The following is a 16,704-nucleotide window of genomic DNA, read 5'->3' as shown; positions in this document are numbered from 1 at the left end:
ACGATCGTCCCGTCAGGAGGCGAGGATCTTGTCGATCTTCGCGCAGGTGCCCTGGAGCGCCTCGGCCGCGGGCTTCTTGCCGGTGATGATGTCGTTCAGCGCCGGGCCGATGCCGTCCTGGCCGAGCACCGTGGCGAGCACGCCCTGCGGGTCGATGTTCGTGCGGGCCAGCGGCCAGGCCGCGGGGTCGAGCTGCGCCTCCTTCAGGTGCTCCGGCTCTCCGGGCGCCTTCAGGAACGCGGGCCCTTCGGCGACCTTCTTGTACGCCGGGATCAGCCCCATCTGCTTGCCCGCGCCCTCGGTCGCCATGTACTTGATGAACTTCCAGGCGTTGTCCAGGTTCGGGGACTTGGCGTAGGCGGCCCAGCTGTGCACCTGGATCATCGTCGCGTTGCCCTCGGGACCCTTCGGCAGGGCGGCCATGTCGTACTTCAGCGACGGGTTCTGCTGCGCGGCGATCGTCACCTGCTCGTGCGAGCCCTGCTGCATCGCCACATGCCCCTGGATCCAGCGCAGGTAGCCGGGCGTCTCCTGCTCCATCTGCGGGGTGACGGAGCTGTGGTCCTTCCACATCATGTCCTGCAGGAGCTGCATCGCCTGCGCGGTGCCCGGCTTCTCCAGGTCGCACTGGTCCCGCTTCTCGCCGCCGAGCACGCCGCCGCCGTACGCCCACAGCACCGGCCAGTAGCCCGGCTCCGACGGGATGGCGAAGCGGTTGTAGTAGCCCCACTGGACGATCTTCTTCGGGTCGAAGTCCGGGCTGTCGGCGTTGTTGCCGTTGGCGTCCAGCGTCAGCTTGCGCGCCCATTCGCGCAGGTCGTCGTAGGTGTAGTCGCCGTCGGCGGGCGGTTCCTTCAGCCCGGCCTTGGCGAACATCTCCTTGTTGTAGAACAGCGACTGGACGTTGTAGCCCATCGGCAGCCCGTAGAAACGCCCGTCCTTGGCGGCCTTGTCCGACTCGATGACGACGGGGACGAAGTCCTCCTCCTTCACGCCGTCGGCGGCCATCCGGTCCGTCAGGTCCGCCAGCACGCCGTCGTTGGCCATCTGGTTGAAGTTCCAGGTGCCGGTGACAAGCACGTCCGCCATGTTGCGTCCGGCGATGAGCGTCTTGCACACGGCGTAGTCGGCGCCGCAGTCGGTCCTGTTGAACTTCAGCTTGATATCGGGGTTGGCCTGCTCGAAGCCCTTGGCGGCGGCCTTGATGCTGTCGATGTCCTCGTTGACGCCCCACACCGCGATGGTCAGCGTGTTGGACTTCTCCCCCGAGGACGCCGCGGTGTTGGAGCAGGCGGTCACGGCGGTTATCGCCGACATGGTCAGGCAGATCGGTATCAGCCGTCGAGAGATGCGCATGGAGCCCTCCGGGAGGCCGCGATCGGGGTTTCTGAAGTGTTTCGCGGCTATTGCGAGCGTTTTTACCACGTGGCCTGCCACGTGGTAAAGGCTACACTTGTCCTCGTTCACAACTCCGGAGAGCAGACAGAGGCAGGGATGACGGTCACACAGGCGGACGTGGCAGCCCGAGCGGGAGTCGCCCGCAAGACGGTCTCCAACGTGATCAACAACTACCCTCACGTCAGCGACGACGTGCGGGCCCGCGTCCTCGCCGCCATCGAAGAGCTCGACTACCGCCCCAACCACGCGGCCCGCAGCCTGCGCAGCGGACGCAGCCGCATCATCGGCCTGGCCGTCCCCGAGCTCGACGTCGCCTACTTCTCCGAGCTCGCCCGCCTCGTCGTCGAAGTCGCGCAGAAGCGCGGCCTCACCGTGATGATCATGCAGACGCTCGGCGACCGCGACCGCGAACTCGCCGTCGTCAACGGCACCTCCACCCAGTTCGTCGAAGGCCTCATCTACAGCCCCGTCGCCCTCGGCGGCGCCGACCTCGAAGGCCGCCGCGACCGCACCCCGATCGTCCTGCTCGGCGAACGCTCAAGCCAGGGCCTCGTCGACCACGTCGGCATCGACAACGTCGCCGCCGCCCGCACCGCCACCGAACACCTCATCGAGATCGGCCGCCGCCGCATCGCCTTCATCGGCTCCCAGCGCGCGGCCACCTCCGAGATCGCCCAGCTCCGCACCGCCGGCTACCGCCAGGCCCTGGAGTCCGCCGGCCTCAAAGTCGAATCCCGCCTCATCATCCCCACCGCCGGATACCACCGCAAAGACGGCCTCCTGGCCATGCGCAAACTCCTCAAGCGGGCGGGAGGCCCCCCTGACGCCGTCTTCTGCGCCACCGACCTGGTCGCCCAGGGCGCCATCCGAGCCCTCCTCGAACACGGGCTCCGCGTCCCCGAAGACGTGGCCGTCGCCGGCTTCGACGACATCGACGAAGGCCGCTACAGCACCCCCACCCTCACCACCATCTCCCCCGACAAGCGGCAGATCGCCGAAACCGCGGTGGACCGGCTGCTGGCCCGGGCACAGAGCAAGACCGACCTGCCCGTGAACGACACCGTCACCGGGTTCACGCTGGTCGTGCGGGAGAGCACGGCCGGGCGCACCGCGTCCGGGTGAGCGTGTTCGGCGTACCGGCGGGTGCCGCCATGGCACCCGCCACGTGCCCACGCGTACCGGCTGCTGCTACCACGAATGAAGGGCGCTTCGAGCAGGCATCACCGCGCGTGCAATGACTACGGCGGAGCCATGCCTTCGCGTAGTGTGAGCTGCTCGAAGCCGCACCCCCTCGCCCCCGTGATCGCCTTGAGCCCTCCAGGGGTGATGAGCGACCCGCGATGGTCATGGCGCAGCAGGTGCCGCGCGACATGTTGCGATCCCTCCAGGGTTGATGAGCGACTGGCGGTCGCCGTTTCTGAGCTTCTTCTGAACGCGTCTTTGTTGCGATCCCTCCAGGGTTGATGAGCGACGCTGCCACCCGCAGACGAACTGCTGGAACGGCTATAGTTGCGATCCCTCCAGGGTTGATGAGCGACCCCAAGGTAAAGCCGCAGGTTAGGCGGGTTACCCGGCGGGCTGTGGGGACGTATTCTGCAGCGGTCCGCCGGTAGTGCAGATGCGCAGGTCAGAAGGGGTGTCCGCGCGGTGATTCCGCCTGCCATGGACGGCACTCTAGCCGCCTCAAGGCGAGGCCCACTGGCAGTGTGACCACTTCCCTCTTACGTCTACCACCGCCGGGCACGGTTCCGCCGACCGAAGCCGATGCTCGGTGTGGGCGTGATCGGGCCCCGACGCGCTCTTCTACAGCCCACCGACCTGCCGGCCCACCGCGCCATCCGGTCCCCGCTCGAACGCGGCCTTTGCGCGTATCCGAAACGCCGCCGGCTTCGACAGCATCAACGAAGATCGCTACGGCACTGCCGGGGACCTGCCCCGCCTTCACCAGGAGCTGACGGGTGACGGCGACGCCGACGAGATCCTCCATCTCGACGACATCGTGATCGCCGACGCGTCACCACCCGCGGTGGGAGCGTGCGGCTCCGCCCGCTCCCGCCCCGTGACCCCTCAGACGACATGGTCACCAGCAGGTATCCGTCAGTCTTCTCGGGATCGGACCGCATCACCCGAAGAATCTCCCCGTCCGGCTCTGGCCCGACCTGCCGCACATGCTCGACGCTGGTGACGTCCAAAGACGTCCCCTCCCACCTGGTGGACTCCAGGGCCCAGCACCCCGCCCGGCTGGACCCACGCGGGCCGCCACCTGCTCGCCGGGCTGCAACTGGCCGCCGACCGCCCGTCCACGTCGTCGACCGGGACCCGGCCGACCCCGCCCGTTTCCGCACCCTGCGCTGAGCGTTCGCCGCCTGAATCCGGGTAAGCCACCACGAGCCGCCCCCTGCCGAGGACACCACCTCACCGCGGTCACCTGCTCGGCCCGCCGAGCACCACGGGGCCGTAGGTCTGCGCCGCAACCCCACCCGCGACGGCTCTTGCTCTCCCGCAACGGATGATCGATACTGCGCACATACCAGGAGAAAACGCCATAAACCATCACCACCCCCCAACCCTGGAGTGATCGCCGTGGCCCCTCCGCTCCGCTACGCCCCTTCCCGCCGCGACCTGCTGAAGACCGGTGTCTCCCTGGGCGCCACAGCGGCCATCGGAAGCACGGCCGCCGCCTGGGCACCACCCCGCGACAAGGGCGAACGGAGCATGGTGAACGTCCCGTTCGAGGGCTTCGAGAACGTCCGCGTCGGGCTCATCGGCCTCGGCAACCGGGGCGGCGACCAGGACGTACGCTGGGGCGCCGTCGCCACCGTCACCGCCGTCTGCGACATCCGCCCGGAACGGGTCACCCGCACCATCAGCCGCATCATGCAGCAAGGCTTCCAGGACGTCGAACCGGCCGGCTACGCGGCGGGCGACGAGGACTTCCTCAACCTCGTACGGCGCGACGACATCGACCTCGTCTACATCGCCACGCCGTGGGAGTGGCACTACCCCCAGGCCAAGGCCGCCATGGAGCACGGCAAGCACGTCGCCGTCGAACTGCCGATCTCCCCGCACCTGGACGAGATCTGGGACCTGGTGCGCACCTCCGAACGCACCCGCAAGCACTGCATGCTCCTGGAGAACGTCAACTACTTCCGCCCGGAGCTGCAGATGTTCAACATGGCCAAGGCGGGGCTCTTCGGGGACGTGCAGCACGGTTCGGGCGGGTACGTGCACGACCTGCGCTGGCCGTACCTGTTCGGCGGCGCCTACCACCCCGAGGCACTGGCGGCGGCGCTGGCAGACCCGCATGAACGCCCTCCACTACCCCATGCACGGCCTCGGCCCGGTCTCGGCGGCCATGGGCATCAACCGCGGCGACCGCTTCGACGAACTCGTCGCCGTCGCCTCCGCGCCCAAGGCACTGGCCCTGTTCCGCGAGGAGGATCCGCGGGTGGGCCCGGACCACTCCTCCTGGCAGGACCGCCCGTACATCTCGGGCGACCGCCACACCTGCTTCGTCACCACCGTCCAAGGCCGGTTCATCCGGGTCGAGCACGACGTCAACTCGCCGCACCCGTACACCCGCGAGACCACCCTCACCGGCACGCGAGGCACGATCGAGCTCGACAACGCCCGCCTCTACCTCGAGTCCCTCGGCCACGACGATCACACCTGGCGGACCGGCAGCGCGTACGACGCCATCCGCCAGCAGTACGACCACTGGTTATGGCCCCTGCTGGAGGAGCTGGCCGACCAGTACGGCGGGCACGGCGGCGGCGACTTCGTGTCCATCTTCCGGCTCGTGCAACTGATGCGGCTCGGCATGACGCCCGACATCGACGTGTACGACTCGGCGGCCTGGTGCTCGGTGATCCCGCTCAGCCACGAGTCCCTGAAGGCCGGACGCCTCCGCCCGGTCAAGGTGCCCGACTTCACCCGCGGCCACTGGAAAGAGGCCCGCCCGACGTTCGACCGCCCCAGACCTGAGGACCCGCAGCTCACCTCGGCCACCCGACGCCGCGGCAAAGGCATCATCGAACCGCCCGGCCCCGAAGCCAAGGGGTGAACCTCTCCTCCCCACGGCCTTCGGCCGCCGCCCTCGCCTCGCTCCCGATGCGGCCGACCTCCCGTCCTGACGGAGACGTACCGCGCATCAGGCGGTCGACTCCCGGCCCCGACTCCTCGGCGGAGCGTCGCCGTCCACGCCCACCACCCAGACGGTCCTGCCGAGCAGGCGTGCGTCGGCACCGGCTTTTCGATCGTGGCGGCAGGGGGATGCGGGCTGGGGCCTCAGGTGGCCGCCCAGGGGCCGAGGGCGAAGGTGGTGCCGGTCCGGCGGACTTCCAGGGCGCCGGGGCCGCCGAAATGAGCGGGGATGAGGAGTTCGCGTTCGTCGGCGGCCCGCTCGAGGATCCGGATGCGGCTGGCCTTGGCCTGGGCGCGGTCCAGGCAGGCGGCGCTGTTGAGGCAGGGGTCGAGGATCTGCATCGGGCTGTGCAGCACGTCCCCGGCGAACACCGCACGGTCGCCGCCGGAGGCCAGCCGCAGCACCGCCGAGCCGGGGGTGTGGCCGGGCGCGGACTCGAGCGTGAGATGGTCGTCGATGCGGTGGTGGCCGTCCCACAGCACGGCCTGTCCCGCCCGGTGGATGGGGGCGATGCTGTCCTCGTAGATGAAGCGGGCCGCCTCCTGCACGCCCCCGCCGTACGCGTTGTCCGGCCCGAAGTGGAAGTCGTCGGCGGCCGGGATGAGGTAGCGGGCGTTGGGGAAGGCCGGGACCCACTGCCCGTCCGCGTCCACGGTGTTCCAGCCGACGTGATCGGCGTGCAGGTGGGTGTTGACCACGACGTCCACGTCCTGGGGGCGCACGCCGGCCCGCGCCAGGAGGTCGAGGAAATCGCTGGGGGCCCGGTGGAACGTCCCCAGGCCGGGCCGCTCGCGGTCGTGCCCCACGCCGGTGTCGACCAGCACCGTACGCCCGCCGCTGCGCAGCACCCAGCTCTGCAGGGCGCACACCATGTGGCCGGTGCCGGGCTCCCAGTGGTCGGGCGCCAGCCAGTCCTGGTTGGCCTTCCAGGCCTCGGTGTCGGGTCCGGCGAAGAAGTCGGAGATGGGCAGGAACGGGCCGTGATATTCGACGATCCTGAGGACCTCGACGTCCCCGAGGATCATGCGCTGTGCGTTCTCGTTCGTCATGGTCAACGACCCTAGGAAGCGGCGGGTGATCCGCTCAATGCCCGTTCAGCTCAGGAAAATACGAATCCGTATCACGGGAGATATCGTGGGCGCATGGACGTGGTCAGTGACGCGATCTCCGCCGTTCATCTCGGACACCCGCTATTCGACCGGGTGGGCATCGACGGGAGCTGGAGCGTGCGGCTGGACCCGTACGACGGCGCGGGTTTCCACGTCGTCCTCAAGGGCGCCTGCCGGCTCCGCACCGACAACGGCACCGACGTGTCCCTCAACGTGGGCGACGCGGTGCTGCTCCCCCACGGCACCGGCCACGTGCTCGCAGACTCCCTCGGCGACCTGGAGCATGCGGTGCCGTTCGAACAGTGGCCGGCCACGGCGGAGCCGCGCCGGCACGGCGCGACGGAGCTGCTCTGCGGCAAATACCGGCTCGACTGCAGCCGCATGCACCCGCTGATGACCGAGCTGCCCGAGGTCGTCCACCTCCCCAGCCGGGTGGGCACCCACCTGGAGCTGCGCGCCGCGATCGACCTGCTCGCCGTCGAGCTGGACGAGGTGCGGCCCGGCTCGTCCATCGCACTGCCGCACCTGCTCGACCTGCTCCTCGTCTACATGATCCGGGCCTGGATGTCCCAGACCACCAGCGGAGCCTGGCCCAGCGCGCTGGGCGATCCGGTGACGGCCGCCGCACTGCGGGCGATGCACGCACGACCGGCCGCACCGTGGACCATCGACCGCCTGGCCGCCGAGGCGGGCGTCTCCCGTCCGACGCTGGCACGCCGCTTCACCGCCCTGGTCGGGCGGCCGCCGATGGCGTACCTCACCTGGTGGCGGGTGATCAAAGCCGCGTCCCTGCTGCGCGACACCCAGGACACGCTGGCGGCCATCGCCGAGCGCGTCGGATACAGCAGCCCGTACGCGCTGTCGCACGCCTTCGAGCGGGAGTTCGGCACCACGCCGGGACGGTACCGGGAACTCGTGCGGTCGGGCGGCTCCCCCACGCCTGCTGAAACACGGTCCCGACCGATGCCGCGGAAAGCGGCGCCTCGACCGTGATGCACGGGCTGTCCGGCTGAAGCCGCTCCAGCCCCCGCCCGGCCGTCGGCGTACGCGACGCCGGAGATCTCATCGGGGAACTCCGCGCGCACCTCAGCGATCACGTCACCGGCACCGGAAAATCGCCTTGATCGACACGGCAGGGCAGGCCCTAGGCTTCCGCCCATGTCCGAACCGCAGCGGCTCCGTCGGCAACTGGACGTCTCCTGGTCACTGCTGACCTTTCAGCTCAACTCAGCTCAACGGCCTGACCGACGAGGAAGCCCTACGGGAGCCCTCGTCGAAGTGCTGGAGTGTCCGCCGGAGCCCGATCCTGCGCCGGCGACGTCCATCGCCTGGGTGATGTGGCACATCGGTTTCCGGTGGACCCACGCGTACACGCGATGCTTCGGCAAGCCCGATGCGGCGCCCGAGCCGGACGACTGGTCCGCGGCCGCACAGGCGACCCCCTGGCCGGGCGACGTGGCATCGGCGGTCACGTGGCTCAACGAGTGCCGTGATCGGTGGAGCGACGCGCTGGACTCTCTGAGCGAGACGGACCTGGACTCCACCGATCGGAGCGGCTGGTTCGCCGACGGAACGCTCACCCTGGGACACGGCGTCGCCTGGGTGAACATCGAGCTCGCCAAGAACGCCGCGGAGATCGGCCTGCTGCGCAGGCAGTGAACCAGTGGCGGTGAGCCGCCGCCCTCCAGCCCGCCGGGACCGGCAGCCCCACGTCGGCCGGTCGCCGGCGGTCCGGCCGCCAGACGGCTCAAACCCCCGGCGACCAGACGCGCGCCCTCCCGGGGATCACTCACCCGTACGAGACATCAGCCGGGCCCCGGTCACCTGATCCAGATCGAGGCGTACACACCGTCCTCGATGTTCACCTGCACCGGCCGCAGCCCCCGCGCCACCATGCTGTCGAACCTGCGCTGGTAGGCGGCCGGAGAGCTGTCGATGTAGTGGTACCACGGCCGGACCCCGTCCTTGCGGTACACCGCGGAGAACCTGTTCCCGCCCGGGCCCACCGCGACCGCCGTCGGGCGGTATCCCTCAGCGGTGCGCTGCTTGAAGAAGCTCTTGTGCCCGGCGAACGTCTTCCCGTACGAGTAGTACCAACCGCCCTGGCCCTTCCGCCAGACGGCGACGTACCGGGGATCTGACGGCGTACCGTACACATCAATCGAGACCGGCACGTACCCGTCCGCGAACGCCTTCTTGTTGACGGCGGCGAACTGCGACCCGGTGAGCCCCATGCGCGAGAAGAACCGTTCGGAGCGCTTCTCCCACAGCGCGGCGAACGTCGCCCCGCCCGCCGGTCCCGTCGCCGACACCGATATCGGCTGGTACCCCTGCGCGAGGTACTCGTCGAAGCGCGCCTTGAACGAGGCCTCCGACATCCCGCTCCGGGAGATCCAGGCAGGCCCTCCGCTCTTGACCCAGATGGCCGCGTACTTCGGCCCCCTCGAGACGCTCACCGAGATCGGCCGGTAACCCTGGCTGCGCAAGCGCTCGAAGTTCGCCTGGTGGGCGCTCGGGCTCGCGCCGGAGTACGAACGGAAGGCCACCCCCGTAGCGGCCTGCGCGGGCGCCGCGACCCCGCAACACGCCATGGCGACCGCGACCGCCGCCGCGAACATCGTCTTCACTCATGCCTCCTCAGCTGGCCGACTTGTTCAGCACGGCCCATCCTTGCCACGCTTTGATTGATCACCACCGATCAACGATTCTGATCAACAAGGCGGGGTGAATGGGCAGGCCAGAGCGGAAACTCGATCCCGAAGGCGGGTTGATCGAACGCTTCGCGCACGACCTGCGTCAGCTGCGCGTGGCGGCCGGGCAACCGACGTACCGGACCATGGCCTCCCGGGTCGGCTGCTCCCCCAGCAGGCTCTCCGAAGCCGCGAAAGGTCTCCGGCTGCCCAGCCTGTCGGCGACCCTCGACTACGTACGCGCCTGCGGCGTGACGGACACCGCCGAGTGGGAACGGCGCTGGCACGAGATCAACGACCAGGTCAAGCAGCACGCCCAGCCCGCCGCAGGCGAACCCGCGCGCCCCGAACCGGACACGACCACCGAGACGAACCCGGCCGGCGCAGCGGACCACGAGCACCGCCCACCCGTCATCGGGAAACGCCCCCGCGCTCTCTGGAAGGCCGCGGCGATCATCGGCACGGCGCTGGCCCTCCTCGCCACCGCGGCGTTCGTCTGGGCATCGGGCCAGACCGTCCCGGACGTCCCCACCCGGTGCCGCACACCCCTCGCCTCGCCACGCGTACCGATATCGGTGCAGCCGTGCATCGCCGTGACCGACGGCGAGGTGGTCGCCTCCCTCGACCTGCGCGCCACCGGCACGGCCGAAGGCGCCGTCGCCTACGTCTGGCTCCACAACGCCCTATCACGCACACCCCTGGCGAAAACCCTCCGCACGTGCGAGCTGGGCGCGCTCGCCGCAGGCCAGACGCGCACCTGCGGCCCGTTCTCGTACGACGTGCCGCCCGGCCACTACACCACCGCGGTCACCGTCGAGCCCGGCCCACGCCAGAACGAACCACCACACTGGCGCCGCGGCGCCACAGGAACACAGAGCCCCCGAATCGACTACGCCCCCTGAACCACCTGCGAAACGCGGCCCTGGGAGCGTTCCAGCGGCTCCACCACGATCGCGCAACGCCTCGTGCGGGAAGCGCAACGGCCGGCGGTGCACTGAACCGGGATGAGCGGCGAGGACGCGGCGGCCGGGCACACGCCTACCCACGCCGCCGCCCCCTCACTCCACGCTCGCGCCTATCGTCTCCGCCGGCTCACGCGGCAACCCGTACGGCCGCTCGACCGGCAGCAGCTCACGAGCGTCCACACCGCCCTGCACCGCCGCACGCACCTCACCGACCAAGTCCGTGATATCGGTGAACCGTCCACTCCTCCACGTACCGCCGCACCGCCACCCCGCCCAGCCCCACCTGGATCGACCGGTACGGCAAAACCTCATGCCGCAGCCCGCGCTCGGGATCCCACTGGATGCGCACCGGGCCGGGCTCCGGCGCAGCCGCTCCGCCCACCCCGGCCACCCGTCGTCGTGGCTGAGGCAGGAGTCGGCCGGCGCCCACTCGAAACCCTCACGGCTCACCTCGAGCGCCAGCACCCGCTCCTGACCGTGCTTCGTGAGTGACCACAGCGGTACATCATCCATAGAAACGAGGGCTTGATCCACGTCATCCACTCCCGCTTGAACGGCGGCACGAACCGCTGGGCGGCGACGGCGGGGGGCGATGGACGCGTTGCAGGCCTGGTAGACGGTGATGGATCGCTCGGTGAAAGGGCCCGGATCTGCCGGTGCGGAACGTTCACAGCGCGCACCAGCCTGCCCAACGCGATGATCGCCCGGCAACGCATCAAACGCTCGCCGAGCCGACGCCACAGCCTGAGTGCGACCGCCGCCCATGCCTCCAGCCGGGCACCCCTACCCCTACGCCCGCCGAGGACCGCAGCGAACGCAACCTGCCACCGGAACGTTCACACCACACCGACTCCAATGCGGCAGCAACGGTGCCCTACCGCCGGCAGCCGGGCCGTAGGTCGGGACACAGGCTCCCGACAACCGCCGCCTGGACCAATCCGAACGCGGTGCCCCCGGCAGCTCCCGAGGTCAGGCGCACCCCGACCTCGCTCGTTCCGGCCACTCATCGGCGTCCGGCCCGAACAGCCAGGACACCCGCACCAGACGCGGCAGCTCCCACCGCAGGATCTCCCCGCGCTCACCGATCGTCGGTCGCACCCGCTCTACCCCAGCAGCACAACTGTCCCCGACCCCACAAAGGCAATCGCTCCAGGTGATGAGCGACCTCGCCCGGATTACACCCAGGCCGTGGCGCACTTGTTGCGATCCCTCCAGAGTGATGAGCGACCCCAGGGTGCAGCTGCAGGTCAGATGGTTCGACTGACACGCTTTGAGGATGGATTCTGCAGCATCCGCCGGTAGTGCAGACGCGCAGGTCAGAAGGGCCCACGCGGTGTTCCTCCCCGCCACGGACAGCACTTTGGTCTTGGGCAGCACTCGAGACGAGGACCAGTGGCAGTGTAGCCACCAGCCTTCCGTGACCCCATCCAACTGCCGCCCAAGCCTTATCGTCCCGCCTTTTCTCGCCCGTTCAGCGCCCAAGCAATCTGCGGTGAAGAGTCAACACGCTTCTGAAACGTGCGGGCAGGCGATGACGACCTTCGGTGAGAAGATGCTTCCCTGCCCCCTGGCACACCAACTGGAACCCGCATGGGGCGCCGCCGGCGAACTCGTCCAGCTCGTACCAGAACGCTCGGGGCAGCGGCCTGGAGCAGGATCTTCAGCTCGGGGTCAGGCCAGAGCGGTGAGCACTCCGGAGCTGCCCGTACCGGTTGTCGACCCGTTGGTGGACCACCGCGTGCAACGCCTCTCCGCCAGCCACACCGAGGAACTGCTCTCCCATCTCGGTGAGCAGTGGCACGCCCTCGTCAGGACGGACGACCTCCTTGGGCCGAGGCATGCTCGCGGCGGCGTGTGTACGCAACTCACCATTTCGACGACGTTGCTCCGCTACGTCCGTCCTCCACTTCGCGATGAGGCTCTTCGTCTCGCTGCGTTGTACGCCGAGTCCGCGGCGTGGCTGTACGAAGACGCGGGAAATCTGGCGGCGAGCCGTCTATGGACGGGACACGCGATGGAGTGGGCCCTGAGGCCGATGATCGTCCAATGGTGACGTGGACCTTGTTCCGGCGCAGCCAGCAGGCGCAGTCAGAGGGCAACGGCGCCAAAGTGGTCAGCCTCGCCGAGGCGGTCTGGCACATGCCGGGCTGCCGGTCGCGCTGACCGCAGAAACGAACCCGAAGCAGCAGTCGTACACGGCCATCCAAGCGCTGACTGTTGCTCAAGACAACGGATCGACCAGAATTCTCTCCATGGTCACTTCGGTCGCGCCTCAGCTTGCACGCCAGGCTCAGCTGGAGCCGGCTGCGGAATTTTCAACTGAGCTCAACGCTACGACTGCGGTCTGATGGCCTCCGGAACAGAGGTCGCTGCCATGCGACGTGCGATCGCCCTGGCGGCGCTGGGCCTCGGCACCACGAGCCCCAATCCACCGGTGGGCTGCGTGATCCTCGACGCAGGCGGCCATGTGGTCGGCGAAGGCTTTCACCGTCGCAAGGGCGAGGCACACGCAGAGGGCAATGCCTTGGCCGCAGCGGGGCCGGCGGCGCGTGGCGGTACGGCGGTTGTGACGCTGGAACCCTGCAACCATGTTGGTCTCGCCCCTGCCTGCCGAGCGCTGCTGATCGAGGCCGGGATCGCGCGGGTGGTGGCCGCCTTGATCGATCCGACTTCGCGCGGCGCAGGTGGCGTGGCCGAACTGCGCCGAGCCGGAGTGGACGTGGAAGTGGGGGTTCTGCAGGACGAGGCCGAGCGGGTGCTGCGCCCCTGGCTCACCGCGCTGAGACGAGGCACTCCGTACGTGACATGGGCGTATAGCGCCGGTGCCGAGGACGGCCGCGAAGAATCGCCCGTTGAGGTGTGCTGTTACGACGCCGTGCTCGGTGAGGATGAGCGGTTGCGGGAGGGTGTTCCGGGCGGGCACGGCGACACCTTCGTACTGCCTGACAAGCTGCCGCAGGACGAACCCGAGAAGACGCTCCAGATTCTCTACTCCTCGGGGGTCCGATCCCTGCTCGTGCTCGGTGAACGAGGAGCCGCCGAACGGTACTCGTCTGCCGGCCTAGTTGATGAACTGCTTGTTCGGCTGTCCGACCGAGCCGCCTCCTCGCAAGGTGGGCCGCTGCCTCCAGCAGGATTCCGCATGTGACCGTTCGACGTTTGCAAGACCACGTGCTGATCCAAGCTCGGCGAGAATAACGGCGGCGGTTGGCATTCGACGTGAGAATACGTTCGTATTACGACCGAGAGTAGGTCGTCGTTTAGTAGGCGTGTACGCCAGCAAGCCGCTCACCGGCTCTGGTTGCGATGCGCTGTTGATTAGCTGACCACCATCGTTTCGCTCATCCCTCCAGGGGTGATGAGCGACCCGGGCGGGACGCGCACGGCAACACGACCTGGACCAGCAGGTTGCGATCCCTCCAGAGGTGATGAGCGACGAAGGTGCACGGGCGGCGCCACTCGCACAAGGTCATGCTGTTGCGATCCTGAGCTTGCTCCGTTTTGGCGGACACCGTCATTGTGGTGGTCAGGTAGCGGCAATGGTCTCGTAGTCGGCGGGGCTGCGGTAGCCCAGGCTGCTGTGGAGGCGGTGGAGGTTGTACCAGCCTTCGATGTACTCGAAGATCGCGTGGTGGGCAGCGGCGCGGGTGGGCCAGGAGCAAAGGTCGAGCAGTTCGCCTTTGAGGGTGGCGAAGAACGATTCGGCCGGCGCGTTGTCCCAGCATTGGCCGGTGCGCCCGATCGACAGCCGCACGCCGAGTTGTGCGGCCAGGCGGGCGTAGCCGGCGCTGGTGTATTGGCAGCCGCGGTCGGAGTGGAAGATCACCGGTCCGGCCGGGCGGCGGCGGGCGCAGGCCTGCTGCAAGAGCCTCGGCGACCAGGCCGGTGCGCAGTGATCGGCGGCCGCCCAGCCGACCACGCGGCGGGAGGCGATGTCGATCACGGTGGCCGGATACAGCCGGCCTTCCCCGGTGGGGATGTAGGTGATGTCGCCGCACCAGCGCTCATCGAGCCCGGCCGGGCCGGGGGTGAAGTCGCGCTCGATCAAATCCGGCCGTACGCCGGCGTGTAAGCCGGGGATGGTGGTGGTCTGCCGGCGGGGCCTGTAGCGGCCGGCCAGGCCGAGCGCGCGCATCAGCCGGGCCACCCGTCTGCGCCCGCACCGCTGACCGTCCTGCCGCAGCTGCGCGTGCACGCGGGGCGCGCCGTAGCTGCCCCGGGAGCGGGCGTGCACCCGGGCGATCTGCTCGGCGTCGCGGGTTGCGCGCGGGCCGGGGGTGGCATTGCGGCGGGCGTAAAAGGCGGCACGGGAGACTCCCAGCAGCTCACAGACGCGTTTGACGCTGTGGCCGCCTTGCTTCTCCGCCTCGATGAACGGGTGCACGTTCACCGGGTCTGTTTGGCGAAGAAAGCCGTCGCTCGCTTGAGGATGTCGACGTCCTCGCGCAGGCGCCGGTTCTCGCGCCGCAACGCCGCCACTTCCTCCCGCTCGCTGCTGATCACCGTGATGAGCGGATCAGTGTCTGGTAGGTGTCGCCGAGCTGGTGGCGCTGCGATCCCTCCAGGGTGATGAGCGGACCCAAGACCATCCGCCACCACCCCAACCTCGACAACTAGTTGCGATCCCTCCAGGGTGATGAGCGGACGTCCGGTACCGGATCGAGCTTGACGGGCAGACCACGTTGCGATCCCTCCAGGGTGATGAGCGGACTCGGGTGCATGAACCTCCACCACGTTCCCCTGATGGCGTTGCGATCCCTCCAGGGTGATGAGCGGACCCGCGATCGATCTTCAGGACGTAGGCGACGAGATCGGGTTGCGATCCCTCCAGGGTGATGAGCGGACCCCGCTCGCCGGCGGGCAGCGGGGAATCCACGATGTTGCGATCCCTCCAGGGTGATGAGCGGACGTCCTCGTACGGTGGCGGAAATGGCCGGGGTATCGCTGTTGCGATCCCTCCAGGGTGATGAGCGGACGCCAGCGCCAGGCGACTTGGCGTTGCGGAGCGTGCGTTGCGATCCCTCCAGGGTGATGAGCGGACTGGATGAACTCAGCCAAGAGCTGAGCAACCAGAAGGCGTTGCGATCCCTCCAGGGTGATGAGCGGACCCCAGGGTAAAGCCGCAGGTCACAGGGGTGGGTCGACGGGCTTGAAGCGCGGATTTTGCAGCAGTCCGGCGGTAGTGCAGATGCGCAGGTCAGGAGGGGTGCCCGCCCGGCGATCCGCACTGCCATGGATGGCACTCTAGCCTCGGTACACCGCCGAGGCGAGGGTCGGCTCGCGCTGCCCGGAAGCGACGAGGGTAGGGGCATGAGCCCAGTCGACATGCGTCCTAGGAAGTGCGGAGGCGGTTGCGCATTGTGCCTCGCACCAGTCCAGACCTGCGGCGACGACAAGTGGGGTCAAGATCAGGAACAGGTGCCGCGCATCGGCTGGTGTGAGGTTTGGGGCGATCGTGGTGAGATCGATCGGGCTAGCGTGGTCAGCTTCCTGCGCAGCAGCGCAGATGTGGGAGATCACCGTCTCGTAGGTGCGCCGACGCACATGGCTGGACTGGGTGAGGAGGTGACGCAGGGTCTGTCGTGCGTCTTCTCTGTCGGGGTCGGCATCGTGTGAAGGCGCGCATCCGGTTGTCCAGGGCACCCTGGCGAATGGTTCGTCGCCGAGGTTGGCGGCGTAGAAGGCGGGGTTGAGGGTGCGCAGGCGCCGGAGGGCGGCGTTCAAGCGGCGGCGCGCCTCTTCCTGGCTGAGCCCGTGGCGTTCGCACAGGTCGGCGGGGATGTCACGTTCCGGTGTGCCTCGCCGTGCGCGGAAGACGGCGAAGATGAGCAGGTCGAGGGCTACCGGGTCGGTGCGGAGGGGTGCCGCCCAGGCGGCTTGGCGGAGGTCTCGGTCGGGCCGGGCTGCGGCGCCGCGTCGGACGGCGTCGTCACGGCGGACCTTCTCCTCCAAGCGTGCCAGGGGGTAGTGGACGAGCTGGGCGCGGGCGGCGCGCAGCCACGCCGCCTCGCCCTCGGACGGGGGGCGTCGCAGGGCGTGCGCAGGGATGGTCACGTCCTCGTTGGCGGCCTCCGGCGAGGTGAGGTGCTCGCGTACGAGGGCCAGTTCCCTGACCGGCTCCCCCGAGCGGGTGGTGGGGAGCGGGCCGCGCAGGCGGGTGAAGGTGGTCAGGATGAGGTCGTCGATGGTGGCCTCGCATTCGGCGCAGAAGCCTGATCCGATTGGGGCATGGCATGCGGCGCCGGCGTGCCGGGCTCGGCGCAAAGGTCCGCTTGCGGCGGCGCGTATGGCGGGTGCGGTGAGGGCGTAGAACGCGGGGAACGCGAGCGCGTCGTCCGGGTGGGCGACGTGGGCGAGGGATCGCACAGAACCTCCTGAGGCACGTGAAACCAGGCCGC

12 protein-coding genes, 2 pseudogenes and 1 CRISPR repeat array are annotated in these 16,704 nt (G+C 69.0%); of the genes and pseudogenes, 7 read left to right on the top strand and 7 right to left on the bottom strand.

Annotation, left to right across the window (positions count from 1 at the left end; translation table 11 throughout):
• Window positions 1-12 precede the first annotated feature (12 nt).
• Complete coding sequence (locus tag ACGFIM_RS01135; RefSeq protein ID WP_364070492.1) at window positions 13-1,356, bottom strand: sugar ABC transporter substrate-binding protein; 1,344 nt, start codon at window positions 1,354-1,356, stop codon at window positions 13-15.
• A gap of 159 nt (window positions 1,357-1,515) precedes the next feature.
• Here ACGFIM_RS01135 and ACGFIM_RS01130 point away from each other — a divergent pair, with 159 nt between their 5' ends.
• From ACGFIM_RS01130 to ACGFIM_RS01120, 3 genes and pseudogenes are all read left to right on the top strand, one after another.
• A complete protein-coding gene (locus tag ACGFIM_RS01130) occupies window positions 1,516-2,520 on the top strand; it encodes a LacI family DNA-binding transcriptional regulator (RefSeq protein WP_364070489.1) in 1,005 nt (334 codons plus the stop codon).
• A gap of 1,593 nt (window positions 2,521-4,113) precedes the next feature.
• Window positions 4,114-4,464, top strand: a pseudogene (locus tag ACGFIM_RS01125) (Gfo/Idh/MocA family protein); the annotation flags it as partial.
• A 211-nt stretch (window positions 4,465-4,675) separates the two neighbouring features.
• Window positions 4,676-5,461: pseudogene (locus tag ACGFIM_RS01120) on the top strand (hypothetical protein); the annotation flags it as partial.
• 224 nt (window positions 5,462-5,685) lie between these two features.
• On the opposite strand, the gene ACGFIM_RS01115 reads toward ACGFIM_RS01120, so the two are convergent.
• Window positions 5,686-6,591 (bottom strand): MBL fold metallo-hydrolase, encoded by a 906-nt coding sequence (locus ACGFIM_RS01115; protein WP_393192612.1) that lies wholly within the window; start codon window positions 6,589-6,591, stop codon window positions 5,686-5,688.
• A gap of 93 nt (window positions 6,592-6,684) precedes the next feature.
• Between ACGFIM_RS01115 and ACGFIM_RS01110 the strand changes: the two genes are divergently transcribed.
• Both ACGFIM_RS01110 and ACGFIM_RS01105 read left to right on the top strand, forming a co-directional pair.
• On the top strand, window positions 6,685-7,644 hold the full coding sequence (locus ACGFIM_RS01110) for a cupin domain-containing protein (RefSeq protein ID WP_393192610.1): 960 nt from the start codon (window positions 6,685-6,687) through the stop codon (window positions 7,642-7,644).
• Between the two features lie 165 nt (window positions 7,645-7,809).
• Complete coding sequence (locus tag ACGFIM_RS01105; protein ID WP_393192607.1) at window positions 7,810-8,310, top strand: DinB family protein; 501 nt, start codon at window positions 7,810-7,812, stop codon at window positions 8,308-8,310.
• A gap of 161 nt (window positions 8,311-8,471) precedes the next feature.
• Here the strand turns inward: ACGFIM_RS01105 and ACGFIM_RS01100 are convergent, their stop codons facing one another.
• Entirely contained in the window at window positions 8,472-9,269 is a 798-nt protein-coding gene (locus tag ACGFIM_RS01100) for a hypothetical protein (protein ID WP_393199565.1), read from the bottom strand.
• Window positions 9,270-9,379: 110 nt separating this feature from the next.
• On the opposite strand from ACGFIM_RS01100, the gene ACGFIM_RS01095 reads away from it, so the two are divergent.
• A complete protein-coding gene (locus ACGFIM_RS01095) occupies window positions 9,380-10,243 on the top strand; it encodes a helix-turn-helix domain-containing protein (protein WP_393192604.1) in 864 nt (287 codons plus the stop codon).
• A 268-nt stretch (window positions 10,244-10,511) separates the two neighbouring features.
• Here ACGFIM_RS01095 and ACGFIM_RS01090 read toward each other — a convergent pair whose 3' ends face one another.
• Together ACGFIM_RS01090 and ACGFIM_RS01085 are read right to left on the bottom strand one after the other, a co-directional pair.
• The gene (locus tag ACGFIM_RS01090; RefSeq protein ID WP_393192601.1) at window positions 10,512-10,655 is read right to left on the bottom strand and encodes a DUF4291 family protein; all 144 of its coding nucleotides are present in this window, start codon (window positions 10,653-10,655) and stop codon (window positions 10,512-10,514) included.
• 97 nt (window positions 10,656-10,752) lie between these two features.
• Window positions 10,753-10,845, bottom strand: coding sequence for a DUF4291 family protein (locus ACGFIM_RS01085; protein ID WP_393192598.1), 93 nt, complete (start codon window positions 10,843-10,845; stop codon window positions 10,753-10,755).
• A gap of 1,835 nt (window positions 10,846-12,680) precedes the next feature.
• Between ACGFIM_RS01085 and ribD the strand changes: the two genes are divergently transcribed.
• Window positions 12,681-13,454, top strand: a complete 774-nt coding sequence (ribD, locus tag ACGFIM_RS01080) for a bifunctional diaminohydroxyphosphoribosylaminopyrimidine deaminase/5-amino-6-(5-phosphoribosylamino)uracil reductase RibD (RefSeq protein WP_393192595.1) — start codon at window positions 12,681-12,683, stop codon at window positions 13,452-13,454.
• Between the two features lie 378 nt (window positions 13,455-13,832).
• Here ribD and ACGFIM_RS01075 read toward each other — a convergent pair whose 3' ends face one another.
• On the bottom strand, window positions 13,833-14,696 hold the full coding sequence (locus ACGFIM_RS01075; protein WP_393192592.1) for an IS3 family transposase: 864 nt from the start codon (window positions 14,694-14,696) through the stop codon (window positions 13,833-13,835).
• 97 nt (window positions 14,697-14,793) lie between these two features.
• Window positions 14,794-15,414: direct repeats of the CRISPR family, unit length 30 nt; unit sequence GTTGCGATCCCTCCAGGGTGATGAGCGGAC.
• A 136-nt stretch (window positions 15,415-15,550) separates the two neighbouring features.
• On the bottom strand, window positions 15,551-16,672 hold the full coding sequence (locus ACGFIM_RS01070) for a hypothetical protein (protein ID WP_393192589.1): 1,122 nt from the start codon (window positions 16,670-16,672) through the stop codon (window positions 15,551-15,553).
• Between the last annotated feature and the right edge of the window lie 32 nt (window positions 16,673-16,704).

Source organism: Nonomuraea sp. NPDC049309 (genome assembly GCF_043196965.1).
Classification (GTDB): domain Bacteria; phylum Actinomycetota; class Actinomycetes; order Streptosporangiales; family Streptosporangiaceae; genus Nonomuraea; species Nonomuraea fastidiosa.
This window is presented reverse-complemented; position numbering and strand designations above follow the sequence as displayed.

Coding starts and splice junctions, on each gene's coding strand:
- ACGFIM_RS01135 (WP_364070492.1), bottom strand. CDS start 1,356: ATGCGCATCTCTCGACGGCTGATACCGATCTGCCTGACCATGTCGGCG.
- ACGFIM_RS01115 (WP_393192612.1), bottom strand. CDS start 6,591: ATGACGAACGAGAACGCACAGCGCATGATCCTCGGGGACGTCGAGGTC.
- ACGFIM_RS01110 (WP_393192610.1), top strand. CDS start 6,685: ATGGACGTGGTCAGTGACGCGATCTCCGCCGTTCATCTCGGACACCCG.
- ACGFIM_RS01105 (WP_393192607.1), top strand. CDS start 7,810: ATGTCCGAACCGCAGCGGCTCCGTCGGCAACTGGACGTCTCCTGGTCA.
- ACGFIM_RS01100 (WP_393199565.1), bottom strand. CDS start 9,269: ATGTTCGCGGCGGCGGTCGCGGTCGCCATGGCGTGTTGCGGGGTCGCG.
- ACGFIM_RS01095 (WP_393192604.1), top strand. CDS start 9,380: ATGGGCAGGCCAGAGCGGAAACTCGATCCCGAAGGCGGGTTGATCGAA.
- ACGFIM_RS01085 (WP_393192598.1), bottom strand. CDS start 10,845: ATGACGTGGATCAAGCCCTCGTTTCTATGGATGATGTACCGCTGTGGT.
- ribD (WP_393192595.1), top strand. CDS start 12,681: ATGCGACGTGCGATCGCCCTGGCGGCGCTGGGCCTCGGCACCACGAGC.